Raw genomic sequence first — 21,441 nt, forward strand, 5'->3', positions numbered from 1 at the left:
TTCTTCACAGAACATAGGTATTTTATCTTGTGCTTTGCAAGTGCCTGATTAATATGTATTTTTGAATATAGTTGGGTTGTTGCTAACGGCGCAACTGTCCGATTTCGAGGAAGTAATTCTCAAGCAGTTTGGCTTGCGGGCATGAAGCTGGAAATTCCACTTTTATTTTTGTCTTCATTTGTCTAACCTGGGCAGCAATTTTAATGAACCTTTCACGTAATGTCTTCATCGTAACAGCTGCCAACCCCTTTGTTTTTAGCATGTTCTCCTGCAACGAGTGCATCAGCACATAAGCGGCTGAATGCAAGAATAACCTGAACTGATTGGCATAAAAGCTATTGCACGACATCCGGCCTGATTGCAGGTAGTTTTTGTGGTCTTTGATATTGAGTTCCATCCTGCCCCGTCCGCAGTACCCTTGTTCGTAAAGTGCCTTTGTCCGGTATTCCCAAAGGTCGGTTACAATAAAACGAATATTGGATCCTTTGCTTGTCACTTCGATTTTAACAATCACGCGTTGCTGGTTTTCCCAACTACCCGCTTTGTAGCCAAATGAGTGATAACGCTTTATGGGTTTGGCATATCTGGCAAATTCATTTTCGCAACTCTTTACAAGAGTTTCAACACTCGAATTCAATACGCTGTTTCCGGTCAAGCCAGTTATAAAATGGATATTGGGTTGTCCAACGCACCAGTCCATCAACTCTTTGCTGCAAAAGTGGCTGTCGCCCCGAACAATGATCACCGTATTTTTCCACGATTTGCGCAAATGGGCAACAAGCCTTTTGAGTATCCCAAAAACATTGGCACTTTTGCTGCGCCTGCCTGGTTTGAGTATGGTGGTAATCAGTTTTCCCGACAAGCCTTCATAAATGTGAAGGGGCATGTAGCAATACTCTCCGTAATAGTTATTGAACAGGGTTAACTGCTGCCCCCCGTGGGTATCAATGTTGGTGTCATCGCAATCGATAATAATCACAGGAGGTTCCGAAGGGTAGGATTCAATAAACTTATTGGCAAAGGCATACGCGATGTTGTACAGTTCACTGGCTCTTGGGGTGTTCTCAAAACGGGTCATAGTTGATTGAGATGCCAAGGCATTCCCTGTCATGGGCAAACGTCCAACACTCATTTTCAGGATCGTGTCATCGCGCAAGGTATTGCAATCATTGGCATCTTCATATCCAGCAACAATCTGATATACCCGCTGTGCAGCAATCTCTTCCAAAGAGTGGTCAACATAGCTTTGATGCCGGGTGTCCTCAATACAAGTAACCAGCGACTTGATGATGCCAATCCGGCTCTCGATATCTTTGACCAACAGCAAACCACCATCTGAAGAAATCTCAGATGCAGTAAAACTTACCTCAATACGCTTATTGTCAATTGGTTGTAAATCGAAGAGTTTTCCCTGGCAAATTGCAACGTCTGTTTGCTTGTCCAGAGTTTTTTCGGTAATTTTATTTTCTGAAGAGCTCATGGAAATACGGTTGTAAGACGCTGTAAGATAGTAATTTATCTTTAATTTTCGTGAGCTTTTCTTCGTTTTTGTGAATTATTCAGGCTAAAGTCATTGAAACGCACAAGGGCCGCGTTGATGTTGCGAATACAGAGGGAAGAGTTATTCTGCAAACTTTTTCTTGAAAAAATTAGGATATACCAATTAATGGATGAGACCTGGACCATGCGAAATATGAATACGATTGAACCTGAATTTAGAAACAATAATGAATAACCTATAACTTATGATGAAACGAACAACAACATTTAGATGGAACCCGAAGTTTTTGGGATGGTCCCATCTGAAAACACCCTGGGTGATGCTCATGGTCATTCTGGCTTTCGTGGGACTTGGGATCACGTTTAATAGTTGCAGCGGCGACGATCCCATTGAAGTTGAAAGTGGTTTGAGTATCACGGGCGTATCCATTCCCTCGACCCTTGATGTTGCCTCAGGCGGCGATGTTACGATTACCGGGAAAGGCTTTCGGGTTGGCGACCAGATCAGCCTGACTTCTTCTTCCGATGCAACAAAAGTGTATTCTGCTGCCGTGAAATCAGTCACCAAACAAACGGCCACTTTCTCATTGCCTGCCGGGATTAGCTCCGGAACTTATAAAATTACGGTGTCAAGGGGGACCGACAGCCTGCTGTTGGGATCGTTCATGCTAAACCTGGTAGCCAATACCACGATCCCTGACAAAGCCGGAATGACAGTCAAAGGGCTTGTGTATTGCGACGGGGCCGGGATTCCGAATGTGGTGGTGTCGGATGGCCACGAGGTGACCAAGACCGACCAGAACGGCGTATATTATCTCCCTTCGCAGAAGAAGAATGGCTACGTGTTTATTTCGGTGCCGGGTAATTACGAGGTTCCGGCGAATAATAATTTTCCGCAGTTCTTCAAAAAACTTGCCGGTGGAAGTGCGGTCGAACAAAAAGATTTCTCATTAATCAGGACAGATAACAGCAAACATGTTGTTCTTGCCATGGCCGACTGGCATCTGGCTAACCGGAATGACGATTTGTTGCAATTTAGCCAGGGATTCCTGAACGATGTGAATGCCGTCATCAGCGCCTACAAAGCCAGCGGGACCAAAGTTTACGGATTAACGCTTGGCGACATGACCTGGGATGTGTACTGGTACGATAACCACTTTGCACTGAACGAGTACCTCACCCAGATGAATAAAATTAACTGTACCGTTTTTAACCTGATGGGAAACCACGATAATGATCCGTATTACGCGGGTGACTGGTTTGCCGAGAATACCTATAAAAACATCATTGGCCCTACTTATTATTCATTTAACCTGGGAAATGTCCACTATGTTGTGTTGGATGATGTGGAATACATCAACACCGGTGGTTCTCAGGGCGTATTGGGGCAGCGCAATTATAACGACGTCGTTGTTGCCGATCAGATGGCCTGGCTGCAAAAAGATTTGGCGACCATTACCGACAAGAGCACACCAATTGTAATTGGTATGCATACCCCGCTTTACCGGAACCCGACTCTCGATGCCGGGGGAAATCAGGTGAATGGCTTTGCGCTTAATAATGGCAGCGCCTTGGCGACCTTATTGCAGGAATTTTCGAATGTACATGTTCTGAGCGGTCATACGCACATCAATTATTCGGTAGAAGGCAGTCAGTCGTTGATGGAACACAACACAGCCGCCGTTTGTGCAACCTGGTGGTGGACGGGCAGAACCGGCTATGCCGGAAATCATATTTGTAAAGACGGAAGCCCCGGTGGCTATGGTATTTGGGAGATCGATGACCGGAATATGAAATGGTATTACAAAAGTATCGGCTATGAAAAGAATTATCAGTTTCGCTCGTACGATTTGAATACCGTTTATATTACAGCGGCAACTTATGCGCCTAACTCAACTGATGCAGCATTAGCTCCATACGCCGGCGTTTATGCCAGTCCGAATAGCAATAACGAAGTTTTAATCAATGTATGGGGGTACGACAGCCAGTGGAAGGTGGAGGTCAAAGAGGGAGCCAACCCGCTGACTGTGAAACGCGTATCTGCGCTCGACCCGCTGCATATCATCTCATACGAAGCCAAACGCTTAAATGTAGGGGCCGTTCCAACCGATTCGTTTGTTACCGGCGCCACGGCCCACATGTTTAAGGTTACGGCGTCAAGCCCGACCTCTACGCTTGAGATTAAGGTGACCGATCGGTTCGGGAATATTTATACAGAAACAATGACAAGGCCAAAGGCTTTTTCAACCGCGGCGAAATAATCATTTCCTAACACTACTGAACGGGGAAAAAAATAAATAGGGGTTACTCCCCGAAGGTTTGGCCCCATGTTGTAAGTTTGTTTTGCGAAAAAACTTCAACATGAGCAAAAATACAGAAATAAATTTTGTCGGACAGCCGATTTTCAAACAAGTGATTAGTTTAATAGAGGGCATCAGTTTGACCAGTATAGTAAAGAAGCACAATGCTGATTATTACTATAAAGCTTTTAAGGCAAAGACACATTTGATCACGGTTCTCTTTGGCATCTTTAGCCGGTGCGACTCGATGACCGAGATATGTGAAGGGCTGCGGGCTTTGGGCGGAAAGCTGAACCATTTGGGGCTTGAAGAAGCGCCAGCCAAAAGTACCGCTTGCGATGGGATGCGCAACCGGGACAACAAGTTCTTTGAAGATGTTTATTTTAAATTGGTACACCATTATCAAAGTTTTTTGTCGGACAGCCGAACCTTTGGCCTCACCTTTAAAGAAGTCTTACTGATCGATTCGACCACGATCCGGTTATTCAGTGATATTCTGAAAGGAGTTGGACGCAATCCCAAGAACGATGGCAAAAAGAAAGGCGGGCTAAAGGTTCATATGCTCATTGATGCAGTACAATCGGTTGGACGGTTTATTAAAATAACCGAAGCCAAAGTACACGACAAAAACTTTTTGAAGGAACTGGAACTGATCTCGTACAGTATGGTTGTTTTCGACCGGGCCTATAACTATTACCATCAGTTTGCCTTGTGGACAAGTAAATCGGTCTTTTTTGTTACCCGGATCAAGAAAAATGCCCTTTATACGGTCATTGAAGTGTTGCAGGAACATCAAAAACAGAAAGGAAAAGCAATGGTACTTCGGGAGGAAATCATAGAAATTGAGTACTCTCCTGAAGATGAAAATGGCAAAAAACAAACAAAGCAGAAGAAAACCCTTCGCCTGAAAAAAGTATGCTATCAGGATGAAAAGAACCGGTATTATGAGTTTATCACCAATAGCATGGATAGTACGGCCGAAGAAATAGCGTTCTTATACAAAAAACGGTGGGGCATCGAGCTGCTGTTCAAAAAAATGAAACAGAACTTTCAGCTTCATTACTTTTACGGGGAAAACGAGAATGCCATTCGCACACAGGTTTGGTGCACCTTAATTGCACAATTGCTAATGACAGTGATTCAAAAGATGGCCCAAACAAAAAAAGCATTTTCAGTTGTGGCTTCGTTAGTTCGCATACATCTGATTAGTTTGCTTGATGTATTTGAATTGCTTCGAAGTACTAACCGAGAATACTTGAAACAAAGAGGGTCACCAATATCAAATATGCAAACCAGTCTTGCTTTTTAGCAGGGGGTGACTTTTGAAATAGAAATAATAACAATTGATTATCATGCAATTAAAGATCAAAAATCTCAAATCTGCATGTTAGTCGGATAATAGTGATTTCCTAATTAATAATCATTAATAACCTAATCTATGAATTTGAGATCGAACTTAAAGGTTTTGCTTTCCGTGCTACTGCTGTTCCTGGCCTTTATTCCGGCTCTGGCACAAGACCGGGAGGTGAGAGGAACTGTTTTTGAGGCAGACGGAAGAACTCCCGTGATCGGGGCTAACGTCGTTCTGAAAGGCACTGCAATCGGCACAACAACCGATATTGACGGTGCATTTACGCTGAAGATTTCCGGCAGCAATCCGGTGCTGGTCTTCCAGTTTATCGGTTATGCCCGGAAAGAAGTTCCGTTAGGTACGCAGTCGGTGATTAACGTGATCCTGCAGGAAGATAATGTACAGGTAGAAGAGGTTGTCGTTACCGCCCTGGGTTTGACAAGGGAGCAGAAATCGCTGGGATATTCGGTATCCAAGGTGGATAATGAAGAATTGACGAAGACCGTCTCGGGCAACTGGCTGAATGCGATGTCTGGTAAGGTCGCCGGTTTGGTTTTCGATCAGGCAAGCTCGAGTCCGAGCGGATCGAAGCGGGTTACGCTTCGCGGAGATGTGTCGCTGAATTACGGGAAAAACGAAGCGTTGTTCGTGATTGACGGAGTGCCTGTTACTTCCGGTACGACTGCTAACTCTTCTTCGTCCAATTATGCCGCAGCAGATGCTCCGATCGACTTTGGTAACGGCGCCAGCGATATTAACCCTGACGACATTGCCTCCGTTTCCGTTCTGAAAGGCCCTGCGGCAACAGCACTTTACGGATCGCGTGCAGCGAATGGTGCCATTATCATCACCACGAAATCAGGAAGAAAAGACAAGGGTATCGGCGTGACTGTAAATTCGTCGGTAACATTCGACCGCGCAGGTTATTTTCCCGATTTCCAGAAAGAGTATGGAAACGGCTCTGACTTGGGGTTGAACGAGTATTCCATGTGGGAGCTTACCTCCGATATGGCTCCTGACGGAGTGGCAACGCCCCGGCGTTATTCGCGGTACACCTTCGGCGAAAAATATGATCCGAACAAGCTGCGTTACCTGTATGCTTCAAAGAACTGGGAAACCGGTGAATTTACCAAGCTTCCCTGGGTGTATCAGGATGACTGGTATACCGGCCTTTTCCAGACGGGGATCACCAAATCAAATACGGTGACGATTGACGGAAGCAACGGGGAGGGGACAAATACCCGCTTGTCGTTTACGGATCTGCGCAACGACTGGATTATGCCCAATACCGGTTTTCAAAGACAATCCGTTTCACTGTCATTTAATTCAAAAATCAACCAGTATATTAAACTGAATACAAAAGTTAACTATTATCGCAAGCAAAGCGACAACATGCCCGGTGGAGGATACGATGAAACCAATGCCATGTATGCACTTGTTTGGGGACAGCCGGTAAACAGTATCAAAGAATGGAAAAAAGAATATTTTGAAGGACGGTTTAACGCGGTGAACTGGGGAGCACTGGGCGAAAACGGTAACGGGCTGGTTTTTCCTTCGGCGAATTCCTATAATCCTTACCGGACACTTTATGAAGAATTGAACTCCCAAAACAGGAATCGGGTTTTTGGATCGATCGGACTAACTTTTGATTTGGCAAAAGGCCTGACACTTGATCTTAAATCGGGTCTTGACTGGGCCGACGAATTCAGGACGCAAAGGAAACCTTTTTATACGACAGACCATCCCAATGGCTTTTACCGGGAACAAAATACCAGGGAATATGAGTTTAATAATGATTTCATGCTGCGCTATGAGAATAATGAGCAGTTCGACAAACGTCTCGGATTTTCAGTCATGGTGGGTGGCAACAGTATGACTTCCGAGTATTATAACAACCGGATTTCACTTAGCCAGCTGGACATTGACGGTGTATATCACCTCACCAACCTGCCGTCGGGGATCAACCCGGATATTTACACCTACCGCAGCAAAAAAATGATTAACAGTTTATACGGACTTGTTTCAGTAAGTTGGGCAGACACCTATTTTCTGGATATAACCGGACGGAACGATTGGTCAAGCACGCTTGCCTCAAAATACTGGTCATTCTTTTATCCTTCTGTTGCGGGCAGTGTTCTGTTGAATAAAGTCCTGAATTTTCAAAACTACCTGTCTGGGATCGATTTTATGAAGCTGCGTGTTTCATGGGCGAATGTCGGCAATGGAACAGACCCGTATCAATTGGATCAGTATTATGGTACAACATCGTTTCCCGGCGGCTACGTCATGCCCGGCACAATACCGGACCCTTTGATTAAACCCGAAAATGTGGAAAGCTGGGAACTGGGACTGGAAGGGAAGTTCCTGAGAAATCGGATTGGGTTTGACCTGGCCCTTTATAACAATAAATCGACTAACCAGATTACTACGGTTGACCTGGACCAAATCACCGGGGCTACCGGCATGAAAATCAATGTGGGGGAAGTTCAGAACCGGGGGATTGAAGTGTCGCTAAACTTTGTGCCGGTAAGATCGAAAAATTTCAACTGGAATTTTGACGTGAACTGGTCAAAAAACAAGAACAAGCTCGTTAGCCTTGAAGATGGCTGGGATCCAACCGTACCCTGGCAGACGGATATGGGGACTACCATCGGAAGCCGCACGTTTGTCTATTCATATGTCGGGCAGGAAATGCACGTAATCTATGGGCGCGGGTATCAGCAAGCACCAGAAGGAGCTACTTACACTGACGAAAATGGCAACGTGATCGACGCTTCCGGTATGGACATTGTCAATGCATCAGGTTACCCGGTCCTGGATAGTTCGCCAAACCGGAAAATCGGGAATGTGAACCCAGACTGGCGGGCGGGAATGACGCAGCGGTTCAGTTACAAAAATCTGACCCTTTCGGCTACGTTCTCCGCACAATATGGAGGACACGCCTTCTCGGTAACCAATTTCAGCCTTTCATACCAGGGGAAACTGAAGAACTCGCTGGAAGGGCGTTATGACGGACTCGTGCATCAGGGAGTCAATGAAGTCAAAGAAAATGGTGTCGTCGTGGGTTATACCAAAAATACGACCGTCACCAACAGTATACAGACCTATTACAATGCCAATGTTTGGGTTCGGGACAATACCATGAATAACACCTTCAGCACGTCATTTCTGAAACTAAAAGAGGTTCGCCTGGACTATAATGTGCCGGCCAAATTATTAAGGAAAACCGGATTTCTGCAAAAAGCAGGTGTGGGCGTATTTGCGACCAATTTGTTTTGCTTGACCGACTTCCCGCAGTATGATCCTGAAACCGGGATGCTTAATGGAAACCAGATTTATAAAGGCATCGAGGTGATGTCGTTCCCGATGACCCGGAGCTATGGAGTTAATGTTAATCTTTCATTTTAAGAATTATGAAGAAAATTAATAAAATACTAACGAGCGCGCTGATTGTTCTTGTTTTGGCTGCCTGCACTTCAGATTTTGAAGAGATCAATACCAATCCAAACAGAACACTTGTTGGTGATATAAAGGCAAGTGCCATGTTTGAGCCCATCCTTTATAACGGAGCCAAGGTTTGGCTGAATTACACCTGGTTCTGGAATGACGAGTTGATCCAGTTTACCGCTTTCACCGGCGGAACGACGCGCATGGAACACCGGTATTCGATTACCGAGCAAAACTGGGCAAGCCTGTGGGATACTTATTCCCGTTATGGTAACAACATCAGCCACATGTATGATCTGAGCCTTGAGCAGAAAGATCGTTCTCTCGAAGCCATTTCCCTAACGATGAAAGTGATGTTTATGTCCAACCTGACCGACATGTACGGTGATATTCCCTATGCCGAAGCTTTTCAGGGAAGACTGCCGGGTGGAACAAAAACGCCTAAGTTCGACTCACAAAAGCAAGTTTATGAGCAGATGTTTGCGGAACTGGAGGCCGCGAACGAAATTTATGCCGAAAATCCCGTATTCATTAAGCCTGCTTTGGACGGCATGTATGGCGGGTCGATGGATAAATGGCGAAAATTTAACAATTCGCTTTATCTTCGCCTGCTTTGCCGGGTCAGCGGACGCAGTGAAATGGAGGCAGGGAAAAAGATCAAAGCTATTCTGGCTGATCCTTCCACTTATCCGGTTTTTGTTTCCAATGAAGATAATGCGACAGTCAAATTCTCAGGGTCAGACCCTTATCTGAGTCAGTTCTCCATCACCAATGAAGGAGATTTTACCAGTTCGGGACGTAAGCTGACCGAGCAACTGATCAAAATGACCGTTGTCACTGAAAATGATGTGCAGGTTTATACCGATCCCCGCCTGCCTGTTATCGGAAAGAAGAACCCAAGTACAGCCACAAATCCCGCCAACGTTTGGAAAGGCACCGTGGCTGGTTGTACACAGGAAGAACAGTCGACGGTTGACAGGGGAACGTCGTGGCTGAACTATAAAGTCTTTTGCCGCCCCGCTGCGCCAGGCTTTTTCATGGATTACGCCGAAGTGCAGTTTATTCTGGCCGAGGCAGCCCTCAAAGGATGGATTGACGGGGGTACGGCCAAAGCAAAAGAATATTATACGGCCGCTGTTACAGCTTCCCTGGAAAAGTGGGCCGAGTTCGGGCAATACAGCGAAACTCCGGTGACGATCACCGAAGCAGACATAACCACTTTCCTGGATTCAAAATTGGCTTCCTGGGATTTGGCAACAAGTAAGGAAGTGCTTATTGCCAATCAAAAATACCTGGCCTTGTTTTGGATCGGTATGGAAGCCTATCACGAATATCGCAGAACAGGTTATCCGGTACTGACGATTGGCGCGGGAACCAGCTTTAACGATTTTATTCTTCCAACCCGCTTTGCCTATCCAAACACAACGATGGCTACAAACAGTGCAAACGCACAGGAGGCCCTAACCCGCATGGGGGGTGGAAATAACATGAAAACACCGGTTTGGTGGAGTAAACAGGCCATTGGTGGCAGTAATTAACCTGTTTTTTAATGATAATAGAAAAAATATGAAAACAAATAATTTCTTCGGTTTGAAGAACGCGGGAATGATGCTCTTTTCAGTGTTTTTTATTTCTGCGGTTTTCTTTACCTCATGCGAGAAAGACGATGATGACAAAGATACCGGCGAACCTTATTTCAATATTGAAGGGCAACCTACCGGTTTATCCGTTACTTCCGCGGCTAAAGAACAAAGTTATGTGGTCCGCTCCAACCGGCCATGGAAGGTGGTGGCCCAGAGCGAAGGAGACTGGGTGAGGTCATTCCCCGATGAAGGCGACGACGATGGCATCTTCAAGATTATTGTAAAGGAGAACAGTACCTTTAATGCGCGGATCATGAATTTTGCCTTTGTTGTCGACGGAAAGGAACAACCTGTGCTGTTCAGGGTCGAACAGGAAGCCAGTGTGCCTTATATTACTGTTCCCGAAACCTCAGCCGGCATAGGCATTCCGGCGGTCGGCGCCGATATCACCATTAATGTGAAGGCCAATGTAAACTGGAACTATACGATCGAGGATGGAAGCTGGCTGACCGAACTACAGTTGTCTGGCACCCAGATTAAGTTGCATGCCGGCAGAAATACGGGAGACGAACGTCAGGCAAAACTCACGGTCACTTCTCCCGAATATCCCGATTTGGCCAAGGAGGTCATCCTGACCCAATCCCCGGGAAATATCATCCTGGAAGAATATTTCAGTTGGCTGGCCTACGGTAGCGCCATATTTTATACAACCGACGGTGAGAAACGCTATGACGCCTGGACTGAGGCGGAAAAAGCCAAAGGATGGACAAGTACCATCAATACAGTCGAGTTGAGTGGTAACACGCCGCTTTGCTATGCACGCCAAGGCTTCGTTAAACTGGGCAAAACTAATTATGGAGGGGACATCATTTCACCTAAATTGTCAGCGATTGAGGGAACGGTAAATGTTCTGGTTAAATTTAAAGCGGTTCCGTATATGACGGCGACAGGAACAAAGGATGATACAAAGCTTATTGTCAGTGTGATTGGCCCGGGGATTGTCAGTACAACAACCTTCGATATTGATAATTGGCCAAACTACACCACTGATCCTGCCTGTACGGCTATTTGGGCAGACCCTGCTACTGAACGTACTTTTACGATTACCGGGGCTACAGCCGATACCCAGATCAAGTTCCAGGGCGGCGAATATGACCTGCGTACTATCGGCGCCAAGAAAAACCGGATTTTCCTCGATGATATTAAAGTGTTATTTGTCGAATAAATAAATTGAAATACAGACAGGGGTGACAGCTATTTCTGTCATTCCCTGTGCTGTTTAAATAAAACCAAAAGACTGCTGTTATGCTCAACTTTTTAAAACCCAAAGGATTCGCTGAACCTTTGCCTGCGAACCAGGTAGACCCGGTGTATAAAAGACTCCGCTTGCAGGTTTTCATGGGAATATTTTTCGGATACGCGGCTTATTACCTGGTGCGGAAGAATTTTTCGCTTGTCATGCCCGAACTCATCGAGCAAGGCTACACCAAATCGCAGCTGGGATGGGTGTTAAGCGCGATTTCCATTGCTTACGGATTAAGCAAGTTTATTATGGGGAATGTGTCTGACCGAAGCAATCCCAAGGTGTTTTTATCTTTAGGACTTGTGCTTTCAGCAATGACGATGATGTTGCTCGGTTTTATCCCGTTTTTCACCTCGTCGGTCGTGGTCATGTTTGTCGTGCTTTTCCTGAACGGTTGGTTTCAGGGGATGGGCTGGCCTGCCTGCGGCCGTACGCTGGTGCATTGGTACTCCACGAATGAACGGGGCACAAAAATGTCGATCTGGAATGTGGCCCACAATATCGGCGGCGGCTTAATCGGCCCGCTCGCCATATTGGGAATTGCCATTTTCAGCGATTGGCGGAGCGCCCTTTATTTCCCGGCTTTTGTGGCAATCCTGGTGGCGTTGATCGCTTACTGGTTGATGCAGGATACGCCCCAATCGTGCGGTTTGCCTCCGATTGAAAAATGGCGGGACGATTATCCGCCCGAATACGATGAAACCAAATCGGAAGAAGAACTTTCGGGGAGGGATATTTTCTTTAAATATGTTTTTAGAAACAAGTTTCTCTGGTACATTGCTTTTGCCAATGCCTTTGTGTATCTGATCCGCTACGGCGTGCTCGACTGGGCACCAACTTACCTGAAAGAGGTAAAGCACATCGATCTAAACGAATCCGGCTGGTCATACTTCCTGTACGAGTATGCCGGTATTCCGGGCACCTTGCTGGCGGGTTGGATCAGCGATAAAGTTTTTCACGGTCGCCGTGCGCCGGCAAGCATCCTGTATATGTTTTTTGTAATCCTGGCCATTATTTTTTACTGGAAATCCGACAGCCTGTTTGTGATCAATTTGTCTCTGATCGCGATTGGATTTTTAATTTACGGACCGGTCATGCTGATCGGGGTACATGCCCTCGACCTGGTAACCAAAAAAGCCGCCGGTACGGCTGCCGGACTCACCGGACTATTTGGTTACATGGGAGGCGCACTTTTTGCCAACATTGCCATGGGCTACATTGTAGAACACTTCACCTGGGACGGCGGATTTAAAGTATTGATTGTCGTTTCGGTGATCGCGATCTTCTTGTTATCCCTCACGTTAGGGCATAAAAGTAAATCGTGAAAAGTACTTTCGGGTAGGGAACGGAATAAAATGACTTAAAACAACAGGAAAAATGCTTAGGGAAACTATGATAGCCGAGCTGGAGCGTTGCAGCGACAACTGGAACCTGGTCATCATTGGCGGAGGCGCTACCGGGATAGGCGCCGCCATTGAAGCCAGAAGCAGAGGTTTAAATACTTTGTTGGTCGAACAATTTGACTTTGCAAAAGGAACTTCGAGCCGGAGTACCAAACTGGTGCATGGCGGCGTTCGTTACCTGGCACAGGGAAATGTCGCTTTGGTAAAAGAAGCCTTGAGGGAACGCGGCCGTATGAAGAAAAATGCCCCGCACCTGGTCAAAGACCAGTCGTTTATTATACCAAATTATACCTGGTGGGGTGTGCCTTTTTACACCATCGGGCTGGTTCTTTACGATTTGCTCGCGGGCCGGCTGAGTTTGGGAAAATCGAGACCATTTTCAAAAGCCAAAACCCTGGAAAAGATACCTACCTTGATCGCTGATCATTTATACGGCGGAGTGATCTATCACGACGGGCAGTTTGACGATTCACGCCTGGCTGTAAATATGGTCCAGACCTTTGTCGAGATGGGTGGCGTTGCGATCAATTACATGAAGGTGAACAGGCTGATCAAAAAAGACGGAAAAGTTTGCGGGATAGAGGCGGTTGATCAGGAAAACGGGAAGGAATACGAAATATACAGTAAAGCGGTGCTGAATGCCACCGGTGTTTTTGTCGATCAGATCCTGAAAATGGACAACCCGCATGCGCATGAGCTTGTTCGCGTTAGCCAGGGGGTTCATTTGGTGATTGACAAAGAATTTGTGCCGGGAGATTACGCGATCATGATTCCGAAAACCCGGGATGGCCGCGTGCTTTTTGCCGTCCCCTGGCACAATAAGGTGGTTGTGGGAACCACCGACGTTCAGAAAGAAACCGCCGAAATTGAGCCGGTTGCACTTCAGGAAGAGATTGATTTTATCCTTGAAACTGCCGGGCGGTTTTTGGTCAAGCCGCCCACTCGCGCCGATGTCAGAAGCGTGTTTGCCGGTTTAAGGCCGTTGGCTGCTCCCCGAAATGGAGCAAAAAGCACAAAAGAAATCTCGCGCGGACATATCATCGAGCTGTCCGACTCCGGTCTGGTGACTATCACCGGGGGAAAATGGACCACCTACCGGCAAATGGCCGAGGATGTGATTGATTTGATCGGCAACTACTTCAACCTGAATATTCCGGCATCAAAAACAGTGAGTTATAAAATTCACGGGTACAAAAAAAATGTTGATTTGAAAAAACCTTATTATTTTTACGGATCCGACGAAGAAAAAATGCTTGCGTTGGCGGCGGAGAATGAAGAATTTGCAGAAGTGATCAGTGAGGAACTAAAAATCATAAAAGCACAGGTGGTTTGGGCAGTGCGCCACGAAATGGCGCGCACGGTCGAGGATTTCCTGTCGCGCCGGACCAGGGCCTTGTTGCTCGATGCCCGCGAAAGCATCCGGATTTCGCCGGTGGTAGCAGAAATTATGGCGAAAGAACTGCGTAAAAACGGCGACTGGATTGACCGGCAATTAGCCGATTATTTGAAGATGGCCAAAACCTATATCCTGGAGTAAAAAACAATACAAAAAGTAACCGGAAATTTCTAAATTGCGATTGCAAAACTAAAATAACCTGACTTAAACTTAAAATCATGCTCAACCAGTACATATTGGCTCTCGATCAGGGAACCACCAGTTCCAGGGCGATTCTTTTCAATAAAAAGGGTCAAATTGTTACCTCAAACCAACAGGAATTTCCGCAAATATATCCCCGCCCCGGGTGGGTGGAACATGATCCGCTGGTGATCTGGCAGTCGCAGATCGAAACTGCCCAAAATGCGGTTCGGCAATTGGCAAATGACGATATGGCCATTGCCGGCATCGGAATAACCAACCAGCGGGAAACAACGGTGGTTTGGGACCGGGCAACCGGTATGCCGGTTTACAATGCCATTGTATGGCAGGACCGGCGTACATCGGCCTATTGCGACGAACTGAAGGCGGGTGAATGGGGCGATGCAATTTCATACAAAACCGGTTTGGTCATTGATTCGTATTTCTCAGCAACAAAACTGCGGTGGATTTTGAACCAGGTGGAAGGAGCGATGGAAAAAGCCAGGGCAGGGGAGTTGGCTTTTGGGACCATCGATAGCTGGTTAATCTGGAAGCTGACGAACGGAAAACACCACATCACCGATGTCACCAATGCCAGCCGGACCATGCTTTACAATATCCGCACGTTGTCGTGGGACGACGAATTGCTGGACTTATTCGGTATCCCCCGGGAAATATTGCCCGAGGTGAAATCTTCGTCCGAAATATATGCTTACTGCTCGAAGGAATGGTTTGGTGTTGAGGTTCCGATTTCGGGTATTGCAGGAGACCAGCAGGCCGCCACATTCGGACAAATGTGCATTGATGTGGGCAGCGTTAAAAATACCTATGGCACCGGATGTTTTATGCTTTGCAATACCGGCAGCAAGGTAGTGCGGTCAAAAAATAATTTGGTTTCGACCATTGCCTGGCAAATTAACGGGAACACCACCTATGCGCTCGAAGGCAGTATTTTTACCGGAGGGGCTATTGTCCAATGGTTACGCGATGAGCTGGGAATTATTAAAACTTCGGGTGAAATTGAGGAACTGGCCGGTCGGGTAAGCGATAATGGCGGAGTTTACCTGGTTCCTGCCCTCACCGGTTTAGGCGCTCCCCATTGGGATCAGTATGCCCGCGGAACCATACTCGGGCTGACCCGTGGCTCAGGTTCGGCTCATATTGCCCGTGCAGCGCTCGAAAGCATCGCTTTTCAAACCTATGACGTGTTGGGGGCGATGGAAGCAGATCTGGAATCTTCGGTGAAAGAACTGCGGGTTGACGGGGGCGCCGTGGTGAATAACCTGCTGATGCAGTTTCAGGCCGATGTGATCGGGGTACCGGTATATCGTCCGGAAGTACTGGAGACAACGGCCCTGGGCGCCGCTTACCTGGCAGGCCTTGCCGTAGGATTCTGGAAAGATATAGACGAAATTAAACAACAATGGTCTGTTGATCAGTGTTTTACCCGAAAAATGGAACCTGGGATTGCGCAGAAACTTTTAAATGGCTGGCAAAAAGCGTTGAAAAGGGCCATGAGTTGGGAACAGGAGGATGAACAATAATAACGACTAAACCGAAAAAAAATAATACCATGAGCGAGTTCTATGCTGAATTTATCGGAACCATGATCCTGATTCTTCTGGGGAACGGGGTGGTGGCCAACGTGGTGCTGAAAGGCACCAAAGGGAACAACGGGGGGTGGATCGTCATTTCCTGGGGCTGGGGATTAGCGGTGTTTCTTGCCGTCATTATTGCCGGTCCGCATTCCGGGGCGCATATCAATCCGGCAGTGACCATCGGCTTGGCCATCGCGGGAAAATTTCCGTGGGTAAAAGTAGGCTCCTACGTGATTGCTCAGATGCTGGGCGCAGCCACCGGAGCCTTTTTAGTCTGGCTTTTTTACCGGCATCATTATAATGAAAGCGAGGACCAGGAGGCGATTCTGGCCACTTTTTCAACCAAACCGGCTATCCGGAAGCTTCCCAATAATTTCTTCAGCGAGGTGTTGGGGACATTTGTCCTGATCTTTGGCGTTTTCTATATTGAGGGTGCCAGTATTTTATGCAACGACATCCCCGATATGAAGATTGGACTGGGCAGTGTAGGTGCCTTGCCGGTGGCCCTTCTGGTCACAGCCATTGGATTGTCGTTGGGCGGGACTACCGGTTACGCGATCAATCCCGCGCGCGACCTGTCTCCGCGGCTGATGCACGCCATTCTTCCCATCCGGCACAAGGGCGGCAGCGACTGGGCTTACTCATTTATACCGGTTTGTGCGCCGCTTACAGGCGCTGTTATTGCAGCTGCCCTGTATCTGTTCTTTAAATGATAAAATGCCTAAATTTGTGTAAAAAACCATGGACAAACCCTTGTTGAATCATGAAAATGAATATCCCGACGACCATGTATTGACACAGTATCTGGATCAGAATAAAGTGGTTTGGGACGAATTTAACGCAATGGTCTCGTCGCTGTTTTCTTCCATGACTTTCGAATGGCACTATTACCGCGACGGAAAAGCCTGGTTGTGCAAACTGACTCATAAAAAGAAGACCATCTGCTGGATTTCGGTGTGGGATGGTTTTTTTAAGCTAACCTTCTATTTCACCGAAAAAACCGGCGGTGAGCTGGCGAATCTGGAGATCGACCCGGCGTTGAAAGAAAATTTTGCCCATGCTCCGACCTTCGGGAAACTGAAACCACTCACCCTGGAGGTTAAGAACAACGACATCCTTGGTTCTGCAAAACTCCTGATTGACTACAAATCGAAACTGAAATAGGCTAAAATCACAGTGGTTTTGTATCGGCCAATCCGCCGGTTACGCAGTGAAGGGTAAAAATCAATTTCCAAACCGGTAAATCAGCGAAAGCTGTTGCGACTGGTCCAGGTCGCTTCCTTCGATCAGGTGAAACGACAGGTTGAAATGTCCCTGCACATGCTCGCTGTTGAGGAATTTCCAATAAATATCGGTACGGAGGTAACTTTCGACATCGTAAAAGCGGTCGCCGTACATAAACTGGTGGCCGTCGCCCTTGTGAAAGGCGGCCCGCAAGGCAAATGGCTTCAGCTCGCCGTACAGTTCGCCCACGAAACTCCGGTTCGTCACAAACCCGTCGTCATTTCCGCGATCGCGAAAGGTCGATTGAAGCAGACCAATCTTCAGGTACGAATTTTTCAGCGGAATAAGCTGATCGAGACTTCTGCCTGCATACAAGGCAAAACCCAGGTTGTCTTTGATGTGCTCATCGGGAATTTCAACAGCGCTTTTGGCATGATGGTACAGCAGCAGGTAATTTTCGGCAAACCAGGAGCCAAAGTGCATTTTTCCCGATAAGCCGGCCATGAATGTTTCCCGTTGAGTTTCGCTTTGGCGGCTGGTCCAGTCAACAAAACCGCTCTGGTGGCCCCACGACCAGCTGTGTTTCCCGTACATGCCCTCGATATTCGGGCGATAATACAGAAGGGTATCCGTTAACATGGCCAGGGGAAAATCGACCAGGTCCATGCGGGGAAAAGCGCCGAAGTAAAATTCGTTTTTCCCGTCAGAATACCGGTAATAGGCTGTCAGCTTCGGTTTCCATACATCAGCCTCCGATCCGAATTCGAACAGGTGGTTTAAACCGATCCGGAACCGGTGGTTTTCGTCCAGCGTTGTCCCGATTTCGAAACTGGTTCGTTCACCCAAAATGGTTTGGGAATACGCTTTCCCGCTAAAATACTCCCGGTTGTCGCCAAAACCGTGAAACAGGACTTGGTATTCGGGCTTTTGGGCAAAAGCAGCCGCCGAAAATAAGCTGAGTACGATTAAAAAGATCAGGCGCATTCGTGTCATTTTAAATGGGTTTATTTGAAACAGATCCCGGTGTGCAAAGAAAAATAAAAATTGTCAACCTGAATGAAACTACCGAACTGCTTTTAAACGGCTTAATCACATAAAATATACATGTCGCGTTTCGGGTTGATGCAAAGAACGGGCATATTCCCGGCTTTTTGGATGATTTTTTTCTCGGGCAAGCCCACCATCAGGTCAATTAAGCTGATGTGCCGGCTCGACGGGATGATGATCAGTTTGTAATCTTCGTCCCGGCATCGCTCAAGCGCCTCAAAGGGTAAGCCGAAACTTCCTTTTTGGGCGGTCCGAAAGCGTACATCCAAATGAAGCTTAAACAGCAACTCTTCAATAAAACGTTTATTCTTTTTCGTCATGGCGCCGTACTCGTTGTTTTTATCTTTGGCTACCAGCACCTCAACGGATGATTGATTAAACCGTCCGAAATATGAGGCCCAAAGCGAAGTATCTTTCATCACCTTGCGGAAATCAACCGGCAACATCACTTTATTGTATTGCAGGAATTCCCGATCGCTTCCTTTGACAAACAGAAAAGGAATCTGGCTTTGTTGCAGGGCCGGCAATTTTGTTTTTATTTTTTCGCTGGTCAGCACAAGCATAATCCCGTCGTATTGTTCACCAATGCGGTCGATGGTTTGCTGCAGGTTGCCTTTTAAGGTAAGGCTTGAAATGACCAGATTGGGCAAATCGTTTTGCAGTTTACGGATGATGGCAGCCAGGGCCCGCTGAGCATCCATTTTCTCCGTTTTACCGCCTTTGCCCAGCGGATGAAACAAACACAGCTCTTTCCGAAAAATCTCTGCCATCCTGATTCCGTGAAGAATCGCATCGGCCATCGACTCCGAAAAGTCGCAGTGTACCATGATCCGTTGTTCTGTATTTTTGCTCATTCGTGCTCAAAACTATTTATTTTTTTGATAACTGAAAAATATCAGCAGGCGTTGACCGGCTTATTCGTAAATTTGGTGAAAAACAAACAAAAATCCATGCTGACACGAGAACTTATTTGGCCTAAAAGCATCGTTGTAATTGGGGCATCCAATAATGTGATGAAACCAGGAGGCAAACTCCTTAAGAATTTGATCGATAATCAATTTGCGGGCGAGTTGATGGCCGTTAATCCGAACGAAGAACAGGTTCAGGGAGTTCCGTCGTTTAAGCAGATTGACGACCTGCCCCCGGTTGAACTGGCGGTGCTGGCTGTTCCTGCCCGTTTTTGCCCGGAAGCAGTCGACCGGCTGGCTTCCCGAAAAGGGACCAAAGGTTTTATCATTATTTCTGCCGGATTTAGCGAAGAAAGTGAAGACGGGCGCCGGCTGGAGGAGCAAATTGTGGCGGTTGTCAACAAACACAAAGCCAGCCTTATTGGGCCCAATTGCATCGGCATCATCACCCCGGCCCATGCCAGTGTTTTTACCGAGCCGGTTCCCAAGCTGCATCAAATGGGCTGCGATTTTATTTCGAGCTCGGGTGCAACGGCAGTTTTCATCATGGAGTCAGGTATTCCGAAAGGATTACACTTTGCCAGCGTGTTTTCGGTCGGAAATTCGGCACAGGTGGGTGTGGAAGATGTGCTCGAATTTATGGATGAAGTATTCGACCCCAAAACCAGTACCCGCGTAAAACTGCTGTACATCGAAAGCATCAATAACCCGGATAAACTTTTAAAACATGCCCGTTCGCTGATTCACAAAGGCTGTAAAATTGCCGCGATTAAAGCGGGGAGCAGTCAGGCCGGCAGCCGGGCGGCATCGTCGCACACGGGCGCAATGGCCAGTTCCGACCTGGCGGTGGAGGCGTTGTTTCGCAAGGCCGGCATTGTACGGTGTTACGGCCGCGAAGAGTTAACCACTGTGGCGAATGTATTTATGTGTAAGGAGATGAAAGGCAAACGAATGGCGATTGTTACCCATGCCGGGGGACCGGCGGTAATGCTCACCGATGCATTGGAATCCGGCGGCCTGCATATTCCGAAAATTGAAAATTCGCCGCAGAAACAGGCGCTGAAAGAAAAACTGTTTCCCGGCTCTTCGGTGGAAAACCCGATCGACTTTCTGGCAACCGGCACGGCAGAACAGCTGGAGGCCATTATCGATGCCTGCGATAACGATTTTAGCGAGATCGACGGCATGGCTGTGATTTACGGTAGCCCGGGGCTTTTTCCGGTTGGCGACGTGTATGAAGCGCTTAGTAAAAAAATGCAGACTTGTAAAAAACCGATTTACCCGATTTTGCCTTCGGTGATCAATGTAAAAGATGATGTGGCTCACTTTATTTCGGCCGGCAACGTGAATTTCCCTGACGAAGTGCTGCTGGGGCGCGCCCTTACCCGGGTGTCTAATACGCCGAGGCCGCACGACGAACGGATTTTTCTGGAAGGGGTCGACATAGCCGAAATTCGCCGCATCATCGATCATGCACGGGATGGCTACCAGTCGCCGCAGGTGATTCACCGCTTGTTCGACGCGGCCGGTATTCCCTATGTCAAAGAGCGCGTGGCGAATACGAAGGAGGAAGCGCTGACTGTTGCTGATGAATTGGGATTTCCACTGGTGATGAAGGTGATCGGGCCGGTTCATAAAACCGAGATTGGCGGAGTGGTGTTGAATGTACGTAGCGCCGAAACGGTGGTTAGCGAGTTTAAACGGCTAATGACCATTCCCGAAACAACAGCCGTATTGATGGCTGAAATGGCCTCGGGCATCGAACTATTTATCGGCGCAAAATACGAGAACCGCTTTGGGCACGTCATGCTTTGCGGTATGGGCGGAATTTTGGTGGAAGTGCTGAAAGATATTACTTCGGGTTTGGCGCCGCTAACGCTTTGTGAAGCGGCTTCTATGATCAAAAACCTCAAATCGTACCAAATCATTAAGGGTTACCGGGGGCAGGAAGGCGTTAACCAGCGAAAATTCGCCGAAATCATTGTACGCCTGTCGAGCCTCTTGCGGTTTGCCACCGAAATTAAAGAAATGGATATTAATCCCCTGCTGGGGAAAGGCGACAAAATTCTGGCGGTGGACGCCCGAATCCGGATCGAAAAATAAGCCGCCGTATGATCCCGGCTGGTGTAGTTCAACACCAACTTAACACCGGGTTTTGCATACCGCTCAGAGTCCTGTTTATTGTTTTTAGTTTTTAGGGA

The 21,441-nt window shown here is 47.3% G+C and carries 14 protein-coding genes; 11 read left to right on the forward strand and 3 right to left on the reverse strand.

The window, feature by feature from the left end:
* Positions 1 to 82 precede the first annotated feature (82 nt).
* Complete coding sequence (locus AC6H3C_RS09975; protein ID WP_497515887.1) at positions 83 to 1,480, reverse strand: IS1380 family transposase; 1,398 nt, start codon at positions 1,478 to 1,480, stop codon at positions 83 to 85.
* 265 nt (positions 1,481 to 1,745) lie between these two features.
* On the opposite strand from AC6H3C_RS09975, the gene AC6H3C_RS09980 reads away from it, so the two are divergent.
* The 10 genes from AC6H3C_RS09980 (at position 1,746) to AC6H3C_RS10025 (ending at position 17,225) form a co-directional block, all read left to right on the forward strand.
* Positions 1,746 to 3,761, forward strand: a complete 2,016-nt coding sequence (locus AC6H3C_RS09980; RefSeq protein ID WP_497520624.1) for a calcineurin-like phosphoesterase C-terminal domain-containing protein — start codon at positions 1,746 to 1,748, stop codon at positions 3,759 to 3,761.
* 100 nt (positions 3,762 to 3,861) lie between these two features.
* On the forward strand, positions 3,862 to 5,109 hold the full coding sequence (locus tag AC6H3C_RS09985; RefSeq protein WP_497517007.1) for an IS4 family transposase: 1,248 nt from the start codon (positions 3,862 to 3,864) through the stop codon (positions 5,107 to 5,109).
* 129 nt (positions 5,110 to 5,238) lie between these two features.
* Positions 5,239 to 8,559, forward strand: a complete 3,321-nt coding sequence (locus AC6H3C_RS09990; RefSeq protein ID WP_497520625.1) for a SusC/RagA family TonB-linked outer membrane protein — start codon at positions 5,239 to 5,241, stop codon at positions 8,557 to 8,559.
* Between the two features lie 5 nt (positions 8,560 to 8,564).
* Positions 8,565 to 10,136 (forward strand): SusD/RagB family nutrient-binding outer membrane lipoprotein, encoded by a 1,572-nt coding sequence (locus AC6H3C_RS09995; protein WP_497520626.1) that lies wholly within the window; start codon positions 8,565 to 8,567, stop codon positions 10,134 to 10,136.
* A 28-nt stretch (positions 10,137 to 10,164) separates the two neighbouring features.
* On the forward strand, positions 10,165 to 11,406 hold the full coding sequence (locus AC6H3C_RS10000) for a BACON domain-containing protein (protein WP_497520627.1): 1,242 nt from the start codon (positions 10,165 to 10,167) through the stop codon (positions 11,404 to 11,406).
* Positions 11,407 to 11,486: 80 nt separating this feature from the next.
* Complete coding sequence (gene glpT / locus AC6H3C_RS10005) at positions 11,487 to 12,809, forward strand: glycerol-3-phosphate transporter (RefSeq protein WP_497520628.1); 1,323 nt, start codon at positions 11,487 to 11,489, stop codon at positions 12,807 to 12,809.
* Positions 12,810 to 12,861: 52 nt separating this feature from the next.
* The gene (locus AC6H3C_RS10010) at positions 12,862 to 14,424 is read left to right on the forward strand and encodes a glycerol-3-phosphate dehydrogenase/oxidase (protein ID WP_497520629.1); all 1,563 of its coding nucleotides are present in this window, start codon (positions 12,862 to 12,864) and stop codon (positions 14,422 to 14,424) included.
* 77 nt (positions 14,425 to 14,501) lie between these two features.
* Positions 14,502 to 16,007: a glycerol kinase GlpK gene (gene glpK / locus AC6H3C_RS10015; protein ID WP_497520630.1), complete on the forward strand. Its 1,506-nt coding sequence runs from the start codon at positions 14,502 to 14,504 to the stop codon at positions 16,005 to 16,007.
* Positions 16,008 to 16,036: 29 nt separating this feature from the next.
* Positions 16,037 to 16,774: an MIP/aquaporin family protein gene (locus AC6H3C_RS10020; RefSeq protein WP_497520631.1), complete on the forward strand. Its 738-nt coding sequence runs from the start codon at positions 16,037 to 16,039 to the stop codon at positions 16,772 to 16,774.
* Positions 16,775 to 16,802: 28 nt separating this feature from the next.
* Positions 16,803 to 17,225: a DUF3788 domain-containing protein gene (locus tag AC6H3C_RS10025; RefSeq protein WP_497520632.1), complete on the forward strand. Its 423-nt coding sequence runs from the start codon at positions 16,803 to 16,805 to the stop codon at positions 17,223 to 17,225.
* A gap of 60 nt (positions 17,226 to 17,285) precedes the next feature.
* Here AC6H3C_RS10025 and AC6H3C_RS10030 read toward each other — a convergent pair whose 3' ends face one another.
* Both AC6H3C_RS10030 and AC6H3C_RS10035 read right to left on the reverse strand, forming a co-directional pair.
* Positions 17,286 to 18,278, reverse strand: coding sequence for a lipid A deacylase (locus AC6H3C_RS10030; protein ID WP_497520633.1), 993 nt, complete (start codon positions 18,276 to 18,278; stop codon positions 17,286 to 17,288).
* Positions 18,279 to 18,370: 92 nt separating this feature from the next.
* Positions 18,371 to 19,186, reverse strand: coding sequence for a hypothetical protein (locus tag AC6H3C_RS10035; RefSeq protein ID WP_497520634.1), 816 nt, complete (start codon positions 19,184 to 19,186; stop codon positions 18,371 to 18,373).
* A 96-nt stretch (positions 19,187 to 19,282) separates the two neighbouring features.
* Between AC6H3C_RS10035 and AC6H3C_RS10040 the strand changes: the two genes are divergently transcribed.
* A complete protein-coding gene (locus AC6H3C_RS10040; protein WP_497520635.1) occupies positions 19,283 to 21,343 on the forward strand; it encodes an acetate--CoA ligase family protein in 2,061 nt (686 codons plus the stop codon).
* The last annotated feature ends 98 nt before the right edge of the window (positions 21,344 to 21,441 follow it).

This window comes from Gaoshiqia sp. US2 (assembly GCF_059705485.1).

What these genes read in the sequence shown, in the direction of transcription:
- AC6H3C_RS10010 (WP_497520629.1), top strand. Translation starts at nt 12,862, where the DNA reads ATGCTTAGGGAAACTATGATAGCCGAGCTGGAGCGTTGCAGCGACAAC.
- glpT (WP_497520628.1), top strand. Translation starts at nt 11,487, where the DNA reads ATGCTCAACTTTTTAAAACCCAAAGGATTCGCTGAACCTTTGCCTGCG.
- AC6H3C_RS10025 (WP_497520632.1), top strand. Translation starts at nt 16,803, where the DNA reads ATGGACAAACCCTTGTTGAATCATGAAAATGAATATCCCGACGACCAT.
- AC6H3C_RS09995 (WP_497520626.1), top strand. Translation starts at nt 8,565, where the DNA reads ATGAAGAAAATTAATAAAATACTAACGAGCGCGCTGATTGTTCTTGTT.
- AC6H3C_RS10030 (WP_497520633.1), bottom strand. Translation starts at nt 18,278, where the DNA reads ATGACACGAATGCGCCTGATCTTTTTAATCGTACTCAGCTTATTTTCG.
- AC6H3C_RS09985 (WP_497517007.1), top strand. Translation starts at nt 3,862, where the DNA reads ATGAGCAAAAATACAGAAATAAATTTTGTCGGACAGCCGATTTTCAAA.
- AC6H3C_RS10040 (WP_497520635.1), top strand. Translation starts at nt 19,283, where the DNA reads ATGCTGACACGAGAACTTATTTGGCCTAAAAGCATCGTTGTAATTGGG.
- glpK (WP_497520630.1), top strand. Translation starts at nt 14,502, where the DNA reads ATGCTCAACCAGTACATATTGGCTCTCGATCAGGGAACCACCAGTTCC.
- AC6H3C_RS10035 (WP_497520634.1), bottom strand. Translation starts at nt 19,186, where the DNA reads ATGAGCAAAAATACAGAACAACGGATCATGGTACACTGCGACTTTTCG.
- AC6H3C_RS10020 (WP_497520631.1), top strand. Translation starts at nt 16,037, where the DNA reads ATGAGCGAGTTCTATGCTGAATTTATCGGAACCATGATCCTGATTCTT.
- AC6H3C_RS09990 (WP_497520625.1), top strand. Translation starts at nt 5,239, where the DNA reads ATGAATTTGAGATCGAACTTAAAGGTTTTGCTTTCCGTGCTACTGCTG.
- AC6H3C_RS09975 (WP_497515887.1), bottom strand. Translation starts at nt 1,480, where the DNA reads ATGAGCTCTTCAGAAAATAAAATTACCGAAAAAACTCTGGACAAGCAA.
- AC6H3C_RS10000 (WP_497520627.1), top strand. Translation starts at nt 10,165, where the DNA reads ATGAAAACAAATAATTTCTTCGGTTTGAAGAACGCGGGAATGATGCTC.
- AC6H3C_RS09980 (WP_497520624.1), top strand. Translation starts at nt 1,746, where the DNA reads ATGATGAAACGAACAACAACATTTAGATGGAACCCGAAGTTTTTGGGA.